Annotated in this window: 20 protein-coding genes; 3 read left to right on the forward strand and 17 right to left on the reverse strand. The window is 64.4% G+C overall.

What is annotated here, in order from left to right:
* Positions 1-74 precede the first annotated feature (74 nt).
* Entirely contained in the window at positions 75-962 is an 888-nt protein-coding gene (locus tag NLM33_RS11255; RefSeq protein ID WP_254105744.1) for a LysR family transcriptional regulator, read from the forward strand.
* Positions 963-973: 11 nt separating this feature from the next.
* Here NLM33_RS11255 and NLM33_RS11260 read toward each other — a convergent pair whose 3' ends face one another.
* From NLM33_RS11260 to NLM33_RS11330, 15 genes are all read right to left on the reverse strand, one after another.
* The gene (locus tag NLM33_RS11260) at positions 974-1,909 is read right to left on the reverse strand and encodes a carbohydrate kinase (protein ID WP_254096115.1); all 936 of its coding nucleotides are present in this window, start codon (positions 1,907-1,909) and stop codon (positions 974-976) included.
* Positions 1,909-3,576, reverse strand: coding sequence for an FGGY-family carbohydrate kinase (locus NLM33_RS11265; protein WP_254096116.1), 1,668 nt, complete (start codon positions 3,574-3,576; stop codon positions 1,909-1,911). The genes NLM33_RS11260 and NLM33_RS11265 overlap by 1 nt, the downstream gene beginning before the upstream one ends.
* 29 nt (positions 3,577-3,605) lie before the next feature.
* The gene (locus tag NLM33_RS11270; protein ID WP_254096117.1) at positions 3,606-4,379 is read right to left on the reverse strand and encodes an SDR family NAD(P)-dependent oxidoreductase; all 774 of its coding nucleotides are present in this window, start codon (positions 4,377-4,379) and stop codon (positions 3,606-3,608) included.
* 34 nt (positions 4,380-4,413) lie between these two features.
* Positions 4,414-5,421 (reverse strand): ABC transporter ATP-binding protein, encoded by a 1,008-nt coding sequence (locus tag NLM33_RS11275; RefSeq protein ID WP_254096118.1) that lies wholly within the window; start codon positions 5,419-5,421, stop codon positions 4,414-4,416.
* A gap of 14 nt (positions 5,422-5,435) precedes the next feature.
* Positions 5,436-6,266 (reverse strand): carbohydrate ABC transporter permease, encoded by an 831-nt coding sequence (locus tag NLM33_RS11280; protein ID WP_254096119.1) that lies wholly within the window; start codon positions 6,264-6,266, stop codon positions 5,436-5,438.
* A 3-nt stretch (positions 6,267-6,269) separates the two neighbouring features.
* The gene (locus NLM33_RS11285; RefSeq protein ID WP_254096120.1) at positions 6,270-7,142 is read right to left on the reverse strand and encodes a carbohydrate ABC transporter permease; all 873 of its coding nucleotides are present in this window, start codon (positions 7,140-7,142) and stop codon (positions 6,270-6,272) included.
* Between the two features lie 115 nt (positions 7,143-7,257).
* Entirely contained in the window at positions 7,258-8,511 is a 1,254-nt protein-coding gene (locus tag NLM33_RS11290) for a sugar ABC transporter substrate-binding protein (protein WP_254105746.1), read from the reverse strand.
* 224 nt (positions 8,512-8,735) lie between these two features.
* Entirely contained in the window at positions 8,736-9,686 is a 951-nt protein-coding gene (locus NLM33_RS11295) for a sugar-binding transcriptional regulator (RefSeq protein WP_254105748.1), read from the reverse strand.
* Between the two features lie 8 nt (positions 9,687-9,694).
* Positions 9,695-10,360 carry an HAD family hydrolase gene (locus NLM33_RS11300; RefSeq protein ID WP_254096121.1) on the reverse strand — a complete coding sequence of 222 codons (666 nt, stop codon included), beginning with the start codon at positions 10,358-10,360 and terminating at the stop codon, positions 9,695-9,697.
* 77 nt (positions 10,361-10,437) lie between these two features.
* Positions 10,438-12,351 carry a nitric oxide reductase activation protein NorD gene (locus tag NLM33_RS11305; protein ID WP_254096122.1) on the reverse strand — a complete coding sequence of 638 codons (1,914 nt, stop codon included), beginning with the start codon at positions 12,349-12,351 and terminating at the stop codon, positions 10,438-10,440.
* Between the two features lie 9 nt (positions 12,352-12,360).
* Complete coding sequence (locus NLM33_RS11310; RefSeq protein WP_254096123.1) at positions 12,361-13,173, reverse strand: CbbQ/NirQ/NorQ/GpvN family protein; 813 nt, start codon at positions 13,171-13,173, stop codon at positions 12,361-12,363.
* 60 nt (positions 13,174-13,233) lie between these two features.
* The gene (locus NLM33_RS11315) at positions 13,234-14,580 is read right to left on the reverse strand and encodes a cbb3-type cytochrome c oxidase subunit I (RefSeq protein ID WP_254096124.1); all 1,347 of its coding nucleotides are present in this window, start codon (positions 14,578-14,580) and stop codon (positions 13,234-13,236) included.
* A gap of 34 nt (positions 14,581-14,614) precedes the next feature.
* Positions 14,615-15,067, reverse strand: a complete 453-nt coding sequence (locus tag NLM33_RS11320) for a cytochrome c (protein ID WP_254096125.1) — start codon at positions 15,065-15,067, stop codon at positions 14,615-14,617.
* A 110-nt stretch (positions 15,068-15,177) separates the two neighbouring features.
* Positions 15,178-15,435: a cytochrome C oxidase subunit IV family protein gene (locus NLM33_RS11325; protein WP_371929932.1), complete on the reverse strand. Its 258-nt coding sequence runs from the start codon at positions 15,433-15,435 to the stop codon at positions 15,178-15,180.
* A complete protein-coding gene (locus NLM33_RS11330; RefSeq protein ID WP_254096127.1) occupies positions 15,435-16,010 on the reverse strand; it encodes a cytochrome c oxidase subunit 3 family protein in 576 nt (191 codons plus the stop codon). The genes NLM33_RS11325 and NLM33_RS11330 overlap by 1 nt, the downstream gene beginning before the upstream one ends.
* A gap of 524 nt (positions 16,011-16,534) precedes the next feature.
* Here NLM33_RS11330 and NLM33_RS11335 point away from each other — a divergent pair.
* Positions 16,535-16,960, forward strand: a complete 426-nt coding sequence (locus tag NLM33_RS11335) for a cupin domain-containing protein (RefSeq protein ID WP_254096128.1) — start codon at positions 16,535-16,537, stop codon at positions 16,958-16,960.
* A gap of 352 nt (positions 16,961-17,312) precedes the next feature.
* A complete protein-coding gene (locus tag NLM33_RS11340) occupies positions 17,313-18,125 on the forward strand; it encodes a Crp/Fnr family transcriptional regulator (RefSeq protein WP_254096129.1) in 813 nt (270 codons plus the stop codon).
* Between the two features lie 143 nt (positions 18,126-18,268).
* Here the strand turns inward: NLM33_RS11340 and mmsB are convergent, their stop codons facing one another.
* Positions 18,269-19,459, reverse strand: a complete 1,191-nt coding sequence (gene mmsB, locus NLM33_RS11345; protein WP_254096130.1) for a multiple monosaccharide ABC transporter permease — start codon at positions 19,457-19,459, stop codon at positions 18,269-18,271.
* Complete coding sequence (gene mmsA / locus NLM33_RS11350) at positions 19,456-21,033, reverse strand: multiple monosaccharide ABC transporter ATP-binding protein (protein ID WP_254096131.1); 1,578 nt, start codon at positions 21,031-21,033, stop codon at positions 19,456-19,458. The genes mmsB and mmsA overlap by 4 nt, the downstream gene beginning before the upstream one ends.
* Positions 21,034-21,184: the final 151 nt, after the last annotated feature.

Raw genomic sequence — 21,184 nt, forward strand, 5'->3', positions numbered from 1 at the left:
GCGAGAATGACACCCATGTTAACTCGCCGTCCAATACGATTTTGACGACCAACCCATACGTTTTCAGTATGCCTATGGATCTTCGCCGGCTGCGCTACTTCGTGGCGGTGGCCGAAGAGCGCAGCGTCGGCAAGGCCGCAGAGCGGTTGCGGATGGCGCAGCCGCCGCTCTCGGTCCAGATTCGCAAGCTCGAGGCCGAGCTCGGCACGCCCCTGTTCCATCGCGGCACCCGCGGCATGGATCTCACTGAGGCGGGGCTCGCGCTGTTGTCGCGGGCAAGCGAAGCCCTTGCGCTCGCCGCCGAGGGCATCGAGGCCGCGCGCGCCGTGGCGGCCGGGCGGCGCGGTCGCCTCGCGGTCGGATACATGTTCGTCCTTGCGAATGCGGTCCTGCCGCGGCTCGTTCCGGAATTGCGCCGGTCGCTGCCGGGAGTCGATCTCGACTTCGTCGAGTTGAGCGCATCGACACGCGAGAGCATGCTGCTCGACCGGACCGTCGCTGCCGCCCTGTGCATGCCCGCAATCCGCCATCCCGAAATTCAGGCAAGCCAGATCGGCAGCCAGCGGCTGATGCTTGCCGTTCCGGCGCGCTCGCCGCTCGCTCGGCTTGCGGCCGTGCCGGTGACGAGATTGCAGGGGCGACCGCTCATCGCGCTGCCGCGGCCGGACGAAGAGCCGACCTCCTCCGCGGTCGCGGCGCTGTTGCGACGGCATCAGGTGGTGATGCCGATCGCGAGCCGGGTCGAGACCGTGCACTCCGCGCTCAGCCTCGTTCTGGCCGGCGAAGGCGTTGCGATCCTTCCGGCCTGCGCACAGCTTGCTTCACCGCGCGGCATCGTCTTCAGGCCATTCGTCGACGCTGCCGACGCCATCGAGATCGCGGTCTGCTGGCGGCGGGATTCGCTTAGCCCGCTCATCCGAAGCTTTGTCAAATGCGCCGAGAAGGTGGTCGCGCGGATCTGACGCGCGAAGAGCTACCAACGCCAGTTGATCTCGCTCAGGCGCGGCGGATCGGCGCCAGGGCGGGTGCAGGTGAACCCGGCGCAATTGGCCGCGAAGGACAACGCGCGGCGCAGTTCGTCGGCGCTGATGTCCTCGAGCTGCTGCCGACGCAGCCGCCCCTGCTTGTGCAGGGCGAACAGCAGCGCCGCCTGAAAGCTGTCGCCGGCGCCGATCGTGTCCGCGACCGCCACCTTGGGGGCGGCGACCTCGATCTTCCCCGCCGTCTTGTGCCAAGCGACGGCGCCGTCGATGCCGCGGGTGATGACGACGAGGCTCGGGCCTTGTCCAAGCAGCGCATCGGCCTTCTGCTGGTATGGCTCGTCACCATAGAGATAAGTGAAGTCGACGTCGGACATGCGGACGATATCGGCGTTCGCCGCGAACTCGCCCATGCGCGCAACGTACGACGGCTTGTCCTTGACGAGGTTGGGCCGGCAGTTCGGATCGAACGAGATCGTCGAGGACGCCCTGGCGTCTGCGATCAGCGCCTTGGTCTCGGCCGCACCGGTATCGTTGACCAGCGTGGTCGAGCCGATATGCACCGCTTCGATGGTCTCGAACGGAATGGACCCGCGCCGATAGGTCCAGTTCCGTGTCGCGGTTTCGGCATCGTAGAAGGCGTAATGCGACTCGCCGGCAACGATGCGCACGAAAGCCAGTGTGGTCTGGTGATCGCTGCGCGTGGCGTACCGCAGCTCGACGTTCGACGCTTCGGCATGAGCCGCGATCATCTGCCCGAACATGTCGGTGGAGAGGCCGCCGACGAAACCGCTCGGCGCCCCCAACCGCGCCATGCCAATCGCGACGTTGAGACAGGAGCCGCCGACCGCGGGCATCACGGCCTCGCGGCCGTCGGCTGCACGCGTCGGCACGAAATCGATCAACGCATCGCCACAACTGAGCAGCATCACTTCAACCCTTGACCAGACAGCGTCAGCTCGAAGCCGGCCATCGCTTCGCGGCTGCCGCGATCGACATCCCGCAGCAGCTTATAAACATCGCGCTTGCGGCTGTGAAACCCGGCCATGCCCGGCGCCGTCGGCTCGCTGAGGCGGCCGAGCGCCGACATCTTGGCCATGGTCTCGCCGATCGAGGCAAAGGCGCCGCCGGCGACCGCACCGAGCATCGCGGCACCGAGCAGCACCGGCTCCCTGGTCTGCGGCAGCGCGACGGTCAGCCCCGTGGTGTCGGCCATGATCTGCCGCACCAGCGGACTGCGGCTCGCCCCACCGCCCATGATCATGATGCTGGAGTGAACGCCGTGCGCGGCAAAGGCTTCGATCACCTCGGCAAGACCGTAGGCAAGGCCGCAGAGCCCGGCGACGAACACGCGCTCCATCGCACCGATGTCGGTATCGAGGTCGAGGCCGGCGATCACCGCGCGCGTATCGGGATCGGCATAGGGCGAGCGGTTGCCGATGAACTCCGGGAGAACGTGGATATCGCGCGCCAGCAGCGCGGCACGGCTCACATCACCCGCGCGAGCGATGATGCGCTTTTCCAGGAAGTCGATGATATCAAGCCCGTCCTTGCGCGCGGCCGTGCTCGCCTCGGCATATCCCGCATGCGACCTCAGAAGGTGGTCGATTGCGGCTCCCGCAGCCGACTGCCCGCCCTCGTTCAACCAGAAATTCGGCACCATGCCGGAGTAATAGGGCCCCCACACGCCGGGGACGAAGCATGGTTCCGTGGTCGTCGCCATGATGCAGGCGGAGGTCCCCATGATGTAGGCGAGGCGGTCGCAGACGTCGGCGGTGCCGCCCGAGCCATCCCGTCCGCCGATTGCGCCGACGCCGCCGGCGTGGGCATCGATCAGCGATGCGCCGACCGGCGTGCCCACAGCCAATCCCAGATCAGCCGCCGCCGCGCGCGTCAGGCCGGAGCCGAGCCGCGTGCCGGGCGCAACGATCTCGGTGCCGATGCGGGCATATTTTTCGGCAACGAGATCCGACAGTCCGATGCGCTGGAAGAACGGCGCGCTCCAGCCGCCGCCATCATGCGCCAGATAGTTCCATTTGCAGGTCACCGTGCAGGTCGAGCGCTGAAGCGAACCGGTCGCGCGCCAGGTCAGATAGTCCGCGAGGTCGAAGAAATGGCCAGCGGCATCGAAACTCGGGCGCAAATGCCGCTTCAGCCACAAGAGTTTCGGCATCTCCATCTCGGGCGAGATCGACCCGCCGACATAGCGCAGCACATCGTCCTGCGTCTCGTTGATCAGACGCGCCTCGGTCGTGGCGCGGTGATCCATCCAGACGATGACGTTGCGCTGGCTGTCGCCGGAGGCGCTGACCGTGACCGGCTCGCCGTCCTTGCCGAGCACGACCAGCGAGCAGGTGGCATCGAACCCGATGCCTCTCACGGTATCAGGCGCTATCCCCGCCTCGGCCATGGCCGCGCGGACGGATTTGGAGCAAGCGTCCCAGATGTCCGACGACGACTGCTCGACGATATCGCCGGCCTCATGCCAAATCCTGATCGGATGCCGCGCGGTCGCCAGAAGATTCCCGGCCTCGTCAAAAACCCCTGCCCGCGTGCTGGTCGTCCCGACATCGACACCGATATACGCCTGCGGCATTGTCGCTCCCGTCAATTTTGACGAGGAGCCTACCAGCAAGTGTAACCGCCATCCACTAGCACGATGCTGCCCGTCATCAGGCTCGCGGCCTCGGAGCTCAGAAACAGCACGACCGAGGCGATCTCCTCCACCTGCCCCATCCGCGCCATCGGAGTTCCACCGATCCAGGCGTCGTACATTCTGGGATTGCTTTTCACGAAAGCGTTCAGCGGCGTTTCGATATAGGTCGGCGCCACCGCGTTGACGCGGATGCCCCGCGCGCCCCATTCGGCGGCGAGCGATTTGGTCAAATGATGCACCGCAGCCTTGGAGGCGTTATAGAAGCTCTGCTCCTGCGGCTTGTTGACGATGAAGCCCGACATCGAGCCGACATTGACGATGGTTCCCGCTTTCGCCTTCAGCATGTGCTTGCCGAATTCGCGGCAGCACCAGAAGGTCCCATTCAGATTGACGTCGATGACGTTGAGCCAGTGCTCGTCGGTCACGGTCTCCGCCGGGGTCTCGCTGCGGGCAATGCCGGCATTGTTGACGAGGATATCGACCTTGCCGTGACGGGCGACGAGCTCGTTCGCCACCTCGGCAACGCGCCTGGTATCGGTCACATCCATGACGACGGTCTCGGTATCGTAGCCCTTGGCCTTGAGGCCGGCTTGCGCGGCCTGCGCAACCTTGCCGTCACGATCGGCAATGATCACCTTGGCGCCGGCTTCCGCCAGTGCCTCCGCGCAGGCGAGCCCGATGCCCTGCCCGCCGCCGGTAATGATCGCGCTCTTGCCGTTCAGCTTGAATTTTTCCAGGTACATGTTGCTTTTTCCCGTTTCTTGTTCGCCCAGCTTGTCAGCCCCGGATCGCGTTGCCGCCTTCGTTGAAGCGGTGAATCCGTGCGGGGTCCGGCACCAGAGATACGCGGTCGCCGGCGCTCAGGCTCAACTCGCCGATATAGCGTGCCGTGAGCATGCCGAGCTGGCCGGCATCGACATAAAGAAAAGTGTCGCTGCCGAGATGCTCGGCGACCGCAATCGTGCCCGGCCAGCCACCTCCACCATCGCGCTCGATCTTCAAATGCTCGGGCCGCACGCCGATGGTGAACGCGCCGCGCTGAAGGGCAGACTCGCCGGTGACGAGGTTCATTTTCGGCGAGCCGATGAAGCCCGCGACGAACAGGTTGGCGGGCTTCTCATAGAGCTCGAGCGGTGAGCCATATTGCTCGATCTTCCCTCCGTTGAGCACGACGATCTTGTCGGCCATCGTCATGGCCTCGACCTGGTCATGGGTGACGTAGATCGCGGTGGTGCCGAGCTGCTTCTGAAGCCGCGTCACCTCGATCCGCATCTGCACGCGTAGCGCGGCGTCGAGGTTCGACAGCGGCTCGTCGAACAGGAACGCCTTGGGCTCTCGGACGATCGCGCGACCGATCGCAACGCGCTGGCGCTGGCCGCCGGAAAGCTCGCGCGGCTTGCGCTCGAGATAGGGGCTGAGATTGAGCGTCGCGGCCGCCGCCTCGACCTTGCGGTTGATCTCGTCCTTGGCGAGGCCCGCCATCTTGAGCCCAAAGCCGATATTGCCGCGCACGCTCATATGAGGATAAAGCGCGTAGGACTGAAACACCATCGACAGACCGCGCTTGGCGGGCGGAACGGCGACGACGTTCTTGCCGTCGATCAGGATCCGTCCATCGGTCACGTCTTCGAGCCCGGCGATCAGCCGCAGCAGCGTGGTCTTGCCGCAGCCGGAGGGGCCGACGAACACCACGAAGGAGCCGTCCGCGATGTCGAGATCGGCGCCCTTGATGATGTGGACGGGCCCGAAAGCTTTCTGAACGCCCTGAAGTGTAATCTGACCCATGACAGCGCCTTTTGTTACTTGACCGCGCCAAAGGTGAGCCCGCGGACGAGCTGCTTCTGGCTGAACCAACCGAGGACGAGAATGGGCGCGATCGCCAGCGTGGAAGCCGCCGACAATTTGGCCCAGAAGAGTCCTTCCGGACTCGAATAGGAGGCGATGAACACCGTCAGCGGAGCGGCCTCCAAAGTAGACAGATTGAGCGTCCAGAATGCCTCGTTCCAGGCAAGGATGAAGTTGAGCAGCATGGTCGACGCCAGGCCAGGGATCGCCATCGGCGTCAGCACATAGACAAGCTCGCGGCCGACCGTTGCGCCGTCCATCCGCGCGGCTTCCAGGATGTCGCGCGGAATCTCCTTGAAATAGGTGAAGAGCATCCAGATCACGATCGGCAGATTGCCGAGGCAGAGGATGAAGACGAGGCCGATGCGGGAGTCGAGCAGACCGAAGGTCTTGTAGATCAGGTAGATCGGCACGAGCACGCCGACCGGCGGCATCATCTTGGTCGAGAGCATCCAGAGCAGGATGTCCTTGGTGCGCTTGGTCGGCGAGAACGCCATCGACCAGGCCGCGGGGATCGCGATCAGGAGTGCAATCAGCGTCGAGCCACCGGCGATGATGATCGAGTTCAGCGCGTGGTGAATGTAGTCGCTGCGCTCCTGCACGGTCACGTAGTTTTCCAGGGTCCAGTGGAAGAACAGGAAGGACGGCGGAATGGCGAAGGCCTCGAGCTCGGTCTTGAAGCTCGCCAGGATCATCCAGAGGATCGGGAAGAAGATGAGAAAGCCGCACAGCCAGGCTGCTGCCGTCGAGACCGCCACCTGCCGTGTCGTTGCCATCCGCGCCATGTCTCATGCCTCCAGGTTGCGGCCGACGATGCGGACGAGGAAGAAGGCGACGATGTTGGCGATCACCACCGCGACCAGACCGCCGGCCGACGCGCTGCCCACGTCGAACTGGATCAGCGCCTGCGAATAGATCAGGAAGGCGATGTTGGTGGTCTGCAGGCCCGGACCGCCGCCCGTGGTGACGAAGATCTCCGCGAACACCGTCAGCAAGAAGATGGTCTCGATCAGGATCACCACGGTGATGGGGCGCGCCAGATGCGGCAGCGTGATGTAGATGAAGGTCGAGACTCCGCTCGCGCCGTCCATCTCGGCGGCCTCCTTCTGCTCCTCGTCGAGCGATTGCAGCGCGGTCAGGAGGATGAGGGTCGCAAAGGGCAGCCATTGCCAGGCCACGATCAGGATGATCGCGAACATCGGCACGTCGTTGAACCAGTCGATCGGCGTCAGACCGAAGCGCGTGGTGATCCAGGCGAACAGGCCGGAGACCGGATGCATCAACAGGTTCTTCCAGACCAGCGCGCTCACCGTCGGCATGACGAAGAACGGCGCGATCACCATCAGCCGCACGAAGTTGCGGCCGATCACGGGTTGATCGAGCAGCATCGCCAGCGGAATACCGAGCAGGATCGTCAGCGCCAGCACCGAGCCGACCAAGACCAGCGTGTTCTTGAGCGAGGCCAGGAAGGCGGGGTCGGTGAGGAAATAGCGAAAATTCTCAAGCCCGACGAATCGCTCGGAGCCAGGATCGAGCAGGCTGTAATGCAGCGTCGAGAAATAGAGCGTCAGCGCGAGCGGGACGATCATCCAGATGAACAGCAGGCCGACGGCCGGGGTCAGGAGCGACCGCGCAAGAAATTGCGTCTGCTTGGTTGCCATCCTCGCTCTCCGTTGGCGGAAATAAGGCGACCATCCATCCGCTTCGGTGGATGGTCGCTAGTTTGAGCTCACAGGAGGAAGAGCTCGGGTACGTCCTTACGTCTCGGATACGCTGTTACTTGATGTAGCCGGCGCGCTTCATCTCGCGCTCGGTCGAGGATTGCGCAGCCGCTAGTGCGGCGTCGACGGTCGTCGATCCCGCGAGCGCAGCCGAGAACTGCTGACCGACGGCGGTGCCGATGCCCTGGAATTCAGGGATCGCCGCGTATTGCACGCCGACGTAGGGCACGGGCTTCACCGTCGGCTTGTTCGGATCGGCGGAGTCGATCGAGGCCAGCGTTGGCTTCGCGAAGGGCGCGAGCTTGAGGTACTCCTCGTTCTGATAGAGCGAGGTCCGCGTGCCCGGCGGCACGCTGGCCCAGCCTTCCTTCGAGGCCACGAGCTTGGTGTAGTCCTTGCTCGTCGCCCAGGCGATGAACTTCTCGGCGGCTTCCGTCTTCTTCGAGCCGGCCGGGATCGCCAGACTCCAGGCCCACAGCCAGTTCGCGTTCTTGCCGAGCCCGGTGTTCGGCGCGAGCGCGAAGCCGACCTTGTCGGCGACCTTGGAGTCCTTCGGATTAGTCACCATCGACGCCGCGACCGTCGCATCGATCCATATCGCGCATTTGCCGGCGTTGAATAGTGCGAGGTTCTCGTTGAAGCCGTTTGAGCTCGCGCCGGGAGGTCCGGCGTCCTTCATCAGATTGACGTAGGTCGTGAGCGTCGTCTTCCATTCCGGCGAGTTGAACTGCGGCTCCCACTTCTCATCGAACCAACGCGCGCCGTAGGAGTTCGACATGGCGGTCAGAAACGCCATGTTCTCGCCCCAGCCGGCCTTGCCGCGCAGGCAGATGCCGTAGACGCCGGCGCTCTTGTCGGTGACCTTCTTAGCGGCATCGATCACGAAATCCCACGTCGGCTTTTCCGGCATCTTCAGGCCGGCCTTCTCGAACAGGTCGGTGCGATACATCACCATCGAGCTCTCGCCGTAGAACGGTGCGGCATAGAGCTTGCCGTCGACAGAGACCGCATCCCTGATCTTCGGTAGCAGGTCGGCCACGTCGTAGTCAGCGCCGAGATTGGCGAGCGGCACCAGCCAGCCCTTCTTGGCCCAGATCGGGACCTCGTAGGTGCCGATGGTGAGGACGTCGAACTGACCGCCCTTGGTGGCGATGTCGGTGGTGACGCGCTGGCGCAGCACGTTCTCCTCCAGCGTGACCCACTTCACGGTGATGTCGGGGTTCTTCGCGGTGAACTCGCTCGTCAGCCCCTGCATCCGGATCATGTCACTGTTGTTGACGGTGGCGATCGTCAGGGTCGTTTCGGCCATCGAGGGAACGGAAAACAGCAGTGCAGACACGCCGCAGACGGCGCCTAGGACTTTTTTCACGGTGACCTCCCTAAACTCGCGTTTTGAGCATATGCCCACGCGTTGGGCGTATGTTCAACCCAAGGCCGGAGCTTTGTCAAGCAGGCGCGCGCGCCCTCCCCTCAATTCAGGGTGGTGCAGTGCAAGAAAGATCCGTGGAAATGCGCCGCGACGCCGGGGGGAGTTCAGCGATCGAGGATCGCGCGCGCGGTTGCTTCGTCGGTGATCAAGCCGTTGATCAGGCGGCCATTCAGCGCGGCCGCGATCGCAGACACCTTAGCCGCACCGACCGCCGCCCCGATCGTCGTGGTCTTGACCGGCACCTCGGGCGGGATGCTGGTGAGGCGCTTGTTGGTGCCGCCCTTGAGCAGGCGTCCCTTGGCATCATAGGCCCAGCCGGTGATCTCACCGATGGCGCCCAGCCGCATCATCTCGAACAGTTCGTCGCGGGTGACGAAGCCGTCGACGTGGACCTGCGCCTTCTGGTCCATCTGGCCGATGCCGACGAGCCTCAAGTCGGCTTTGGTCGCGATCGCCTTCACCTTCGCGATCGGCTCGATCCGGCCCATCTTGTTGCGCTCGTCCTCCGAGGACATCAGGAACGGCAGCGGCATCGGATAGTGCCGCGCGCCGGTGCGGTCGGCGAGCCGGCCGACGGTGTCATAGAAGCTCGCCGAGCCGTCCGCGGAGATGTTGCCGACCAGAGAGACGATCTGGTGATTCGGCCGCTCGATCGGGGTGACGCGCTCGACCGCCGCGCGCACCGCGCGCCCGGTCCCGAGCGCGACGATGACGGGCGTTTCGGAGCGCAGGGTCGAGTCCAGGAGGTTGGCGCAGCGCTCGGCAATCCCAGCGGTCGCCTGCGGCGCTGCGGGATCGGTCGGCACCACCTCGCAATGGGCGAGCTCGAAACGCTCCTTCAGCCGCGAGGCCAATTCCATGCAGGCGGCGATGGGATGTTCGAGCCGGAACGTGATCAGGCGCTCGGCAAGGCACAGCGAGACCAGCCGCTGCGCCGAGGCACGCGAGACCTGGAGCATCTTGGCGATCTCGTCCTGCGTGTGCCCGGCAATGAAGTAGAGCCAGCCGGCGCGCGCGGCATCGTCGAGCCTTGATTTCTCGTTCTCCACCGCCATGGCCGGCGTCACGCGTCCTTCCAGAAATCGCCCATTTGCGCGAAGACCCGATCGGCTCCGGCGGCGGTCAATATAGCGCGGCCGTCGCGGGCGCGATAATGGCTGCCGCCGACAAATCCCCAGACCGTCATGCCGGCAGCCTTGGCCGCCTGCACGCCGCTGACGCTGTCCTCGATCACCAGCGCGCGCGCTGGATCGGTGCGCATCTTCTCCGCGGCATAGAGGAAGAGGTCGGGCGCCGGCTTGCCGCGTCTCACCATCTGCGCCGTGTAGAGCCGGTCGCCGAAATGCGGCTTGAGGCCGGTGACATCGAGCGAAAGCGAGACGCGATCGAGGTCGCTCGACGAGGCGACGCAAAACGGCCTGTTCAACTCCGATACCACCGCGCCGATCCCGGGGATCGGCTGGAGTGCACCCGCGAAGGTGCTCAGCACCTTCGACTTGAAGCGAGGCAAGAAGCCATCCGGCACGACCTGCCCGAGATCGCGGTAATGCTGCTCGATCGCCTTCGTGCTACGTCCGAGGAACAGCTCGAGTGCCTGCTGCTCGCTGAGCGCGATGCCGAATTCGGACAGCACCTCGGAGAGGCAGCGGCAACTCAAGAGCTCGCTGTCCACGAGCACGCCATCGCAGTCGAAAATGATCAGGTCTGGCTTTGAGCGGCCGTTCTCCATCCAGCCATTCGATCATATACCCATGCTATGAGCAATAGCTCAGCCGGGAACACGCCGTCGCGAGCTTATCCGCGCCCTTAATGCGCCACCTGCCGGTAGATCGCAGGCAACGCCGCGGGCAGCCGGCGGATGTTGCCGACGATCGCGTAACCGCCGCGCCCGAACAGGGTCGGAAAATAGGATTGCGCCGTCGCATCGACCGTCACGCCGAACACCGCAATGCCAAGCCGGCGCGCCTCCTGCACGGATTTGCGCGTGTCTTCGATCGCAAAGCGCCCCTCATAGTGATCGACATCGTTCGGCTTGCCGTCGGTCAGGACGAGCAGCAGCTTCTTGCGCTGCGGTTGGCGGGCGAGCCCGGCCGCGGCGTGACGCACTGCCGCGCCAATGCGCGTATAGTAACCGGGCTTCAGCGCGCCGATGCGGCGCTCGACTGCCCCGCTCATCGGCTCGCCGAACGCCTTGACCGTCTCGAGCCGTACCCAGGAGCGCCGTCGCGAGGTGAAGGTCAGGATGCAGTGTTGATCGCCGCAGGCCGAAAGCCCATGCGCGAGCACCAGAAGTGCTTCCTTCTCGACGTCGAGCACGCGGTGACCATCGACCCACGCATCCGTCGATAGCGAGACATCGACCAGCAGCGTGACGGCGAGATCATGGCCCTGCGGCCGCATCGCCACATGGACGCGATCGAGCGCACCGCTGCCGGCGCGAAGGTCGCAACGCGCTCGCACCAGCGCGTCGAGATCGAAGTCGTGTCCGTCGGCTTGCGCGCGCATCAATTCGCGGCGCGGCCGCAACGCTTCGAACCGGCGCCGCACCTGGCGGATGCGGCGGCGCATGGTCTCATCCGGTGCCCAGTTATCGCCGGTCTCGGACGCCGCAGCGGCAAGCACGCGGCAATGATCGGGCAGATAGGTTCCGCTACGATAATCCCACTCAGGATAGGTGAGGTCCGCGTTCAGCGGCGACGCGTCGAGGGCTTCCGGCGGCAGGTCGAGATCGAATTTGAGCCGGGTTGCGGGCTTGCCGCTGCGGCGGCCGAGCGTGATCTCATCGAGATCGTCAGCCGCCTTCTGCGCGTCCTCGTCCTCACTGTCGTCGGCGGGACGATCGACATTGACCATCTCGGCCATTGCGAGGATCTTCTCGAAGCGGTTGAGCACGAAGGGATCGCGGCGGCTCGCATCCGCATCGCGCTCGCGGACAGCGAAGCGCTTGCGATCGTCCGCTGGCGCAGGTTCTGCGCCCTGTGCGTTCTCATCGTCGTTTGCGCCCGCGGACGAGAGCCCGCGCGTCCAGCAATCGCCCCACAGCGAGCACGGCAGAATGCAGCGATATCCGGGCGGCGCCCTTGCCGGCAGCGTGCCGGTGCCGGCCATGGCCTTCCACAAATTGCCTGAAGGTGGCTTGCCCGCGCCGAGCAAGGCAAGAACGATCTCTTCCATCTCCTGTTCGATGCGCGGCAGTGGCCGGCGCGGACGCGCCAGCGCCGTTGCCGCGGCGAGCTCCGCGTAGTCCTCCGCCAGTCCGGGAAACTGCGTGAGCACCCACACCGCCGTCTCGCTCGCCCGGCGCAGCATCAAGAGATCGCGCCGCAGCGGATCGACCTCGTCGATCGCCTCGACCGGCGCGGTCGCGAACCAGGCGGCGAGCCATCGATAGAGCGACGCATTCAGCGCGCGATCCTCGAAAATCGCGATGCGGTCCGGCAGAAAGATGGTTGCGGCGTCACGCCCCGGCTGCTCAAGGCGCTCGTCGCCGAGCCCGATGCGCTGACGCCAGCCGAGCCTGTGGCCAGAGCGGCGCGCGCTGGCGCTCGCGATCTGCACGCCGGATTCGCCGCCGAGCGCGCGGAACATCACGGCGATCCGCGCGCGCACTTCTGCAAGCGATACCGCATGCCCGGCATGGACCGGATAGCTCGCGGTGCCGCCGACCAGGCGATGCCAGGCACGGCCGACCGTCTCTTCCAGCTCGAGGAAGTCGAGCATCTGCTTCCCTCACCCGATCACGGCGCGCGCGACGTCGAGCAGCGCCGCCTTGACGTCGGCATCGTCGGTCAGCGGTTCGATCATGCCCGCCAGCACGGCGTCCGCGATGGAGGCCCCGGCTGCAATCAATGTCGCGCAATAGACGACGAGCCGGGTCGAGACGCCCTCCTCCAGATCGTGACCCTTCAGCGCCCGCAGGCGAGCGGCAAGCTGGACCAGCGGCCGCACGCGATCGGGCGCTAGCCCGCTTTCGACGGAGACCACCACGATCTCCTGCTCCGCCGGCAGGAAGCCGAACTCGATCGCGACGAAGCGCTGGCGCGTCGACGGTTTCAGCGCTTTCAGGAGCGTCTGGTAGCCCGGGTTGTAGGAGACCACCAGCATGAAGCTTGCGGGCGCGACAAGCTCTTCGCCGGTGCGCTCGAGCGGCAGAATGCGGCGGTCGTCCGTGAGCGGATGCAGGACCACGGTAACGTCCTTGCGCGCCTCCACCACCTCGTCGAGATAGCAAATGCCGCCTTCCCGCACCGCCCGCGTCAGCGGGCCGTCGGTCCACACGGTGTCGCCGCCCCTGAGCAGATAGCGTCCGGTGAGATCGGCCGCGGTGAGATCGTCGTGACAGGCGACGGTATGGAGCGGCAATCCCAGGCGCGCCGCCATATGGGCGACGAAGCGCGTCTTGCCGCAGCCGGTCGGACCTTTGAGGAGAACCGGCAGGCGATGACGCCAGGCGTGCTCGAACAGCGCGCATTCGTTGCCGCTCGCGACATAGGCTGGAAGCTCAGGCACGGGCGCCATCACGGCGTGAAGTGCAGGTTTCATCATGTCTCTCCGGTATTTCTCTTGAGGGGGTGGCCGCGACTTGCGCGGCCGCCATCACGCCTATTCGGCGGGTTGCAGTGCGCCGGGGATGACCGCCTGCTTCTCGCGCCCGGGCACCAGCACGGCCCAGACGAACATCACCGCGGAGATCACCACGAACACGCCGGAGCCGAGCCGGATCCAGTAGAAGAACGCCAGCTGGTCCTGCACATCCATGTAGCTCTGGCCAAGCACGCGCTGGAGATGGACCTGGATCACGCCGGCAAAGGTCAGCGCAAAGGTCATCACCATCATGGCCGTGCACATGATCCAGAAGCTCGTCATGCTGAGCCACTGGTTGTAGGGCGCGCGCTCTTTCAGCTGCGGGATGGCGTAGGCCATCATCGCCAGATTCAGCATTACATAGGCGCCGAAGAAGGCGAGATGCCCATGCGCCGCGGTCACCTGGGTGCCGTGGGTGTAGTAGTTCACCGAGGACAGCGTGTGCAGGAAGCCCCAGACACCCGCGCCAAGGAATGCCATCACCGAGCAGCCAACCGACCACAACAGCGCGGCGCGGTTCGGATGCCTGCGTCCGGCCTTCCAGGTCATCTGCACCGTGAAGATCACCATGGTGAAGAAGGGCGCGACTTCCAGCGTCGAGAACAGCGAACCGATCCACTGCCAGTAACCGGGGGCGCCGATCCAGTAGAAGTGGTGGCCGGTGCCGAGGATGCCGGAGAACAGGGCGAGACCGATGATGACATAGAGCCATTTCTCGACGACCTCGCGATCGATGCCGTTGAGCTTGATCATGAGGAAGGCGAGCACCGAAGCCATGATCAGCTCCCAGACGCCCTCGACCCAGAGGTGGACGACATACCACCAGTACATCTTGTCGACCGAGAGATTGGCCGGGTTGTAGAAGGCGAACAGGAAGAAGATCGCAACGCCCCACAGGCCGAACAGCAGGATGTTCGTGACCGTGGTCTTGCGTCCCTTCAACGCCGTCATCGTCACGTTGAACAGGAACATCAAGCATACGACGACGATGCCGACCTTGATGATGAAGGGCTGCTCGAGGAATTCGCGGCCTTCGTGATAGTGAAAGAGATAGCCGACCACCGCGATGCCGGCGGCACAGAAGAACATCCAGAACTGGATTTTTGCGAGCAACGGGCTGAACAGCTCGGTCTCGGTTTCCTCCGGCAGAAGATAGTAGGTCGCGCCCATGAAGCCGATCAGCGACCACACGATCAGCGCGTTGGTGTGGATCATCCTGACGATGTTGAATGGCAGGATGACGGACAGGGTGTTGGGCAGGACGTAGATGGTTCCGGCGACAAGGCCGAACGTGACCTGCGCCAGGAACAGCGTCAGCGCGCCGTAGAAATACAGCATCGCGACTTTCTGGGTCTGATATTTCATCTCGGGCTCTCTGTCTTGAGGGAATGTTGAGCGCTCAACCGGCCTTGTTCGGCGGCCAATCCTGGCGCTTGATGGTGCTCACCCATTGCAGGAAGTCGGCGAGATCATCGAGCTCCTGGTCGGTGAGGTTGAACTGCGGCATCTGGCGCCGGCCGGGCGCGCCGGACGGCTGCGACTGCATCCAGGCTTTCAGCGTCTCGCGAGCACCGGCAGGATCTTCCTTGCCGCCCCAGCGGTCCCAGACGTTGCCAACCTCAGGTGCGAAATAGGCGCCCTCGCCCAAAAGCGTGTGGCAATTGATGCAGGAGTTCCTCTCCCAGACATGCTTACCGCGCGCGACGGACGCCGTCAGCGTGGCAGCATCGGTCGAGCTTGTGGCCATGTAGTAGTGGCTGTGCGCGGTCAGCCCCAGGAAGATGGCGAAGAAAAAGGCCGATCCGCCGTAGAAGACGTTTCGAGCGGCCGACTTGGTCAGGCGTTCAGCCATTGCCAATCCTTTTCGTGTTGAGACCCGTCGAGAAAAGCGGTGACGATATTTTGCCGATCGGCGAGCGCTGCTCTTTGTTGCGGCGCAATGAGTGCAACGATGCGCAACGATCAGATCAGGGCGACGGCCGCGGAAGCCAGCCAGGCAAACAGCACGAGGATGACGATCCACGCGCTCACCAGCCCGCGCCACAGCGCCGGCGCGGCGCGCAGATCGAGATAGTCGAGCGCGATCCGGCGGCCCTTGACTGCGGCCAGGGCGAGCACCACGGCGTTGGCGACAAGCGCGCGCGGCACGAGCCAGGGCACCAGCACGGTTGTGATCGCAAGCCCGATCAGCGCGGCCCAAGTTGCGTCGAGACGGTTCATCACCGCACCAGATAGACGATCGGGAACAAGACGATCCAGATGAGGTCGACCATGTGCCAGAACGCCGTTCCTGTCTCGACGCTCACAGCTTCCGCGCGCCGGCAGACCACGGCGAGGATCACGATGCCGAGACCAACATGCAGGAGGTGAAAGCCGGTCAGGAGGAAATACAGCGTGAAGAACGGGCTGGTTTCGAGACCGATGCCGCGGCCGATCTCCTGCGCATACTCCATCAGCTTGATCGCAATGAAGACGCCCCCAAGCGCCATGGCACCGAGCAGCCAACGGCGCGCGATCCGTCTCGCCCCGTTCCGCGCGGCTTGCGTGCCGCGCGCGGCCGCCCAACTGCTGGTCACCAGGACCACGGTGTTCATGCCGGCAAGCCCCGACTCGAGCGCCGCCTGCCCGGAGGCGAACAGCGCCGGCTGCACGAGCCGGGCGATTGCGAAGGCGCCCAGGAACAGCCCGAAGGCAGCAAGCTCGCTGAAGATCAGCACCCAGATCATGGGATCGCCGGGCAGATCCTCGAGGATGCCCCAGCTACTTCCCTGCTGCTCGTAGTCCGTTGCCGACATCCGGTCCCCGCAAAACGCGATGCCGGGATGCAATATCGCGCAGGGGCGCGTCGCAATTTGTCGGCGGACAAACTGGAGGCAGCTTTCGCGCTGTTTGCGCCATCGCAACGTCGGTGATGGCGGCAGTCGGCAGAATGCCGTTGAGGTTCCATCATTTTCGCGAAGGCCAACCATGAGCGAGGCGCAACTAGGTCTGATGACCGCAACCCCCATCATCATCCTGTTCGCCGCAGCGCTCCGGCGGATGGGCGTGCTGTCGACGGCGGCGACCGTATCTGCGGTCTGCCTGTCGGTCGCGAAGTGGTGCTGTTCACGACGCAGTAGTCGAGGTGCGTGGAGTTCACCTTGAATTCAGCAAATCGGCCATGAACGGCCGAAGGAGATCCTGCGACGCTTTCTTCGCGCCGTCGGACAACAACATCAAGAGTTCCACCGCCACCTGCCGGACGGCGCCACTCATCCTCCTTGGCTTATCGCCGTAGCGCGCTAATATTCGCAGTCGCTCGCTACCCGATGGGTCCGCCATGCCTCAGATCATCAATCTTGGCGCACTGCAGCTGACGTTTCTGCAGAGCAAGGACGATACCGGCGGCAGTCTCGATCTGTTCGAGATGACGCTGCAGCCCAACGCGCGCATGCCGATCCCTCATTATCACGATCGCTGGGACGAAACGATCTATGGCCTCAGCGGCATCTCGACCTGGCGGATCGATGGAAAAGACACCGACGTGGCGCCGGGCGAGACCGTGTTCATCAGGCGCGGCGTGGTGCACGGCTTCGTCAATCGTTCGGCCCGACCGGCGACCTGCCTGTGCATGCTCAGCCCAGGCGTGCTTGGTCCGCAATACTTCAAGGAAATGGCCGCCCTGCTCTCGGCCGGCACGCCTGATCCGGCAAGAATGAAGGAAACGATGCTGCGCTACGGGTTGGTTCCAGTGCTGCAGTCCTGAAGCAAGAGCGCCGGCACTCGCCGAGCCGACGGTTAACGGTGGTGCTCAAGCGCGCTTTTGCTCGGCGCGGACGAGACATGTCCCCGCAATCGTCCGTGCTTGATCTCCTGCAATGGCTCTGTTTGGATGGATTCCATTCGGCGCTTCATTTTCGAATAGTCTGATTTTTTGGAATCGAAATGCTGCTTGCTGCGTTGTCGATTGCCTTTGTGTCGACCACTCCGTGTGTTCCGCGTCGGGGCCGCCGCACCCGTGAAAACGCCCACGCCGGCGCGCGCTGCGTTGACTCGAACTCACTTTCATGGATGCTAGCCAGCGTCGTTCCTGGGTTGCTCGTTCACCAAGAGGCATCGTGACCGTTCACCGCACCGGCATTGGGAATCGGCTTCTGGCGGCGTTGCCGCCCGAGGATTTGGGCTTGCTCACGCCTCACTTCCAGAAGGTCTCTTTCGAACCCGACGCCGTCCTGGTGCGGTCGGGCGACGAGCTCGACCCGGTATATTTTCCCCACAGCGGCGCGATCGCCTTCATGCTCGATATGCCCGACGGGCAAACGGTCGCAACCACGTTGATGGGACGGGAAGGCGCTTTGGCCTCGTTCTCCGTGCTCGGTCCGTCGCTTTCATCGGTGACAGCGACTGCTCGCTTGGCCGGCACGGCATCGCTGATATCAGCTGCGAAGTTCCGGGCGGCCTACGCGCGGAGCGCAGCCATCAGGCATGTCGTGCAGGTCCACGCTCGCGCGCTGTTGCTACAGCTCCAGCACGTCGCCGCCTGCAACGCGCTCCATCGGGTGGATGGCCGTATGGCACGGTGGCTACTGCAACTGCACGACCGCGTTCCCGATGATCACCTTCCCGTGACGCAGGAGGCGCTTGCGCAATTGCTCGGAGTGCGGCGGACGACCGTGACCCTGACGATGAGCAAGCTTCGCGCGGCGGGCGCCATCCCGTCCGACCGGCGTGGCTTCGTAGAGATCCACCGGGCGCGGCTGGAGATGGTCGCATGCGAGTGCTACGCGCTCATGCAGCGCAACATCGATCGGATGTATTGCCAGGAATTGTCGGCGCCGCAACCTGCCTTTGCGCCATTCCAGGACAGCTCCCTTGTCGCCTTCGACGAAGCGGGCACCGAACCCAGAGCCGCTTCGCGCGAGCGAAAATGACGCCTGTCCTCGATCCGATCAGCCTGACATAGCAAACAGGCCGCGCGCGCCGTTGGCGTGCCGGCGGCGTTGCGCAAAATAGGGGAAGCGGGTGGGCACCGCGCTGACGCGCCCGTGCCCACCCTACGCGCCGATCGCGCCCCTCACCGCCGCTGATTGTACACGTCGATGCAGACCGCACCGAGCAGCACCAGGCCCTTGATGACCTGCTGGTAGTCGATGCCGATGCCGAGAATGGACATGCCGTTGTTCATCACGCCCATGATCATGGCGCCGACCACGGCACCACCGACGCGCCCCACGCCGCCATAGGCCGAGGCGCCGCCGATGAAGCAGGCGGCGATGACGTCGAGCTCGAAGCCGAGGCCCGCCTTCGGCGTTGCGGTGTTGAGCCGAGCGGCGAAGACGAGGCCGGCGAGTGCTGCCAGAACGCCCATGTTGACGAAGGTGAAGAAGGTCAGCCGCTCGGTCTTGATGCCCGACAGGCTGGCCGCCTTGGCATTGCCGCCGACGGCATAGATCTGCCGGCCGACCACGGTACGGCGGGTGACGAAGCCGTAGAGCGCGATCAAGGCGCTCATGATGACCAGCACGTTCGGCAGGCCACGATAGGTCGCGATCAAATAGGTGAAATAGAGCACCGCACAGGCCAGCACGACGTTCTTTCCGAGGAAGAACGCGTAAGGCTCGACCTCGATGCCGTGCGACTGCTCGCGCGAGCGGTTCTTCGCGCCAGCATAGACCAGCCCGAGGGCCAGCACGGCGCCGATCAGCATCGAGGTCGGATGCATCGTGCCGGCCTCAGGCAAGAGCTCAGGGATGAAGCCCGAGGACAATTTCTGGAAGGTCGACGGGAACGGCCCGAGCGACTGGCCCTGCAACACCGCAAGCGCCAAGCCCTTGAACACGAGCATGCCGGCCAGCGTCACGATGAAGGACGGGATCTTGAAATAGGCGACCCAATAGCCCTGCGCGGCACCGATCGCCGCGCCCAGCAGCAGGCAGGCGATGAAGGCGACGGTGTAGTCGACCTTGTATGTCACCATCAGCAGCGCGGCCACGGCGCCGACGAACCCCGCGACCGAGCCGACCGAGAGATCGATATGCCCGGTGACGATCACGAGCAGCATGCCCAGCGCCATGATGACGATATAGCTGTTCTGCAGCACGAGATTGGTGAGATTGAGCGGCTGCAGCAGCGTGCCGCCGGTCATGACCTGGAAGAACAGCATGATCGCGAGCAGCGACATCAGCATGCCGTAGTTGCGCAGATTGTTCTTGATGAAGCCCGTGTGCCGGCGCTCTTCAGGCAGCGAAACCGTCTTGTCGGTCATGGCTGCATTCCTCCCATCTCCGCGGCCTCAGGCACGCCGTTTCCGTTGCTTCTCTCATTGCGCATGATGGCGCGCATGATCTTCTCCTGCGTGGCCTCATGGCCCGCGAACTCGCCGACGAATGCGCCGTCGTTCATGACGCAGATGCGGTCGCAGATGCCGAGCAGCTCCGGCATCTCCGACGAGATCACCACGACGCCCCGGCCGGCCTCCGCCAGCTCGTTGATGATACAGTAAATCTCATATTTCGCACCGACGTCGATACCCCTCGTCGGCTCGTCCAGGATCAAAACCTTGGGGTCGGTCATCAGCCATTTCGACAGCACGACCTTCTGCTGGTTGCCGCCCGAGAGCTGGCCGGTCTCCTGGTAGACGTCGGAGCAGCGGATGCGCATCCGGTTGCGGTAGTCGCTTGCCACCTTCAGCTCGGCAATGTCGTCGATCACCTTGCCGGGGGCGACCTGGTCAAGGCTGGCGAGCGTAATATTCTTGCGGACGTCGTCGGCCAGGATCAGCCCGAGCTGCTTGCGGTCCTCGGTGACATAGGCAAGGCCGGCATCGATTGCCGCCGCCACGCTCGGCAGAACGATCTCGTTACCCTCGAGGCTGATGCGGCCGGTGATATTGGTGCCCCAGGAGCGGCCGAACAGGCTCATGGCGAATTCGGTGCGCCCTGCCCCCATCAGCCCGGCAATCCCGACGACCTCGCCGCGCTTTACGCCGAAATTGACGTTCTTGATGACCTGCCGCTCCGGATGGATCGGGTGATAAACCGACCAGTTCTCGATCTTGAGGACGGCCTCCCCGATCTTGGCGCTGCGCTCGGGGAAGCGGTGGGCGAGATCGCGGTTGACCATGCTACGGATGATCCGGTCCTCCTGGACCTGCTCGGTCCGGCAGTCGATGCCGTCCACGGTGCGGCCGTCGCGCAGCACCGTGATGTGGTCCGCGACCTTGGCGACCTCGTTCAGCTTGTGGGAGATCAGGATCGAGCCGATGCCCTGCTCGCGAAATTTCATCAGGCGCTCGAGCAGCGCGGCGCTGTCGGCCTCGTTCAGGCTGGCGGTCGGCTCGTCCAGGATCAGCATGCGCACGCGCTTGGAGAGCGCCTTGGCGATCTCGACCAGCTGCTGCTTGCCGACGCCGAGATCGGTGATCAGCGTGTCCGGCGACTCCTTCAGCCCGACCTGGGCCAGGAGGTCCCGCGTCCGACGGTAGACCTGGTCGCGGTCGATGACGCCGAGCCGTGACGGCGGGTGCGAGAGAAAGATATTCTCCGCGATCGACATCAACGGGATCAGCGCCAGCTCCTGGTGGATGATGATGATGCCGAGCGCCTCGGAATCGTTGATGTCGCGGAAGTGGCGCTCCTCGCCGTCGAATACGATGGTTCCCTCGTAGCTGCCGTGGGGATAGACCCCGCTCAACACCTTCATCAGGGTGGATTTTCCGGCGCCGTTCTCGCCGACCAGGGCATGGATCTCCCCGGCCTGGACCGAGAAATTGACGTCGCGCAGCGCTTGCACGCCTGCAAAGCTCTTGCTGACGCCGCGCATTTCCAACATTGCCGTCATGGCTTCGTGTCCCTTACTTCGCCTCTCCCCGCGCGCGGGGAGAGGTCGAAATGCGCGCGGAGCGCGGATTTCGGGTGAGGGGGAGTCTCCGCGAGTCCCTTTGCCACCTCCCTTGCGGAGGCTCCCCCTCACCCCAACCCTCTCCCCGCAA

This window comes from Bradyrhizobium sp. CCGUVB1N3, from assembly GCF_024199925.1.
GTDB lineage: Bacteria > Pseudomonadota > Alphaproteobacteria > Rhizobiales > Xanthobacteraceae > Bradyrhizobium.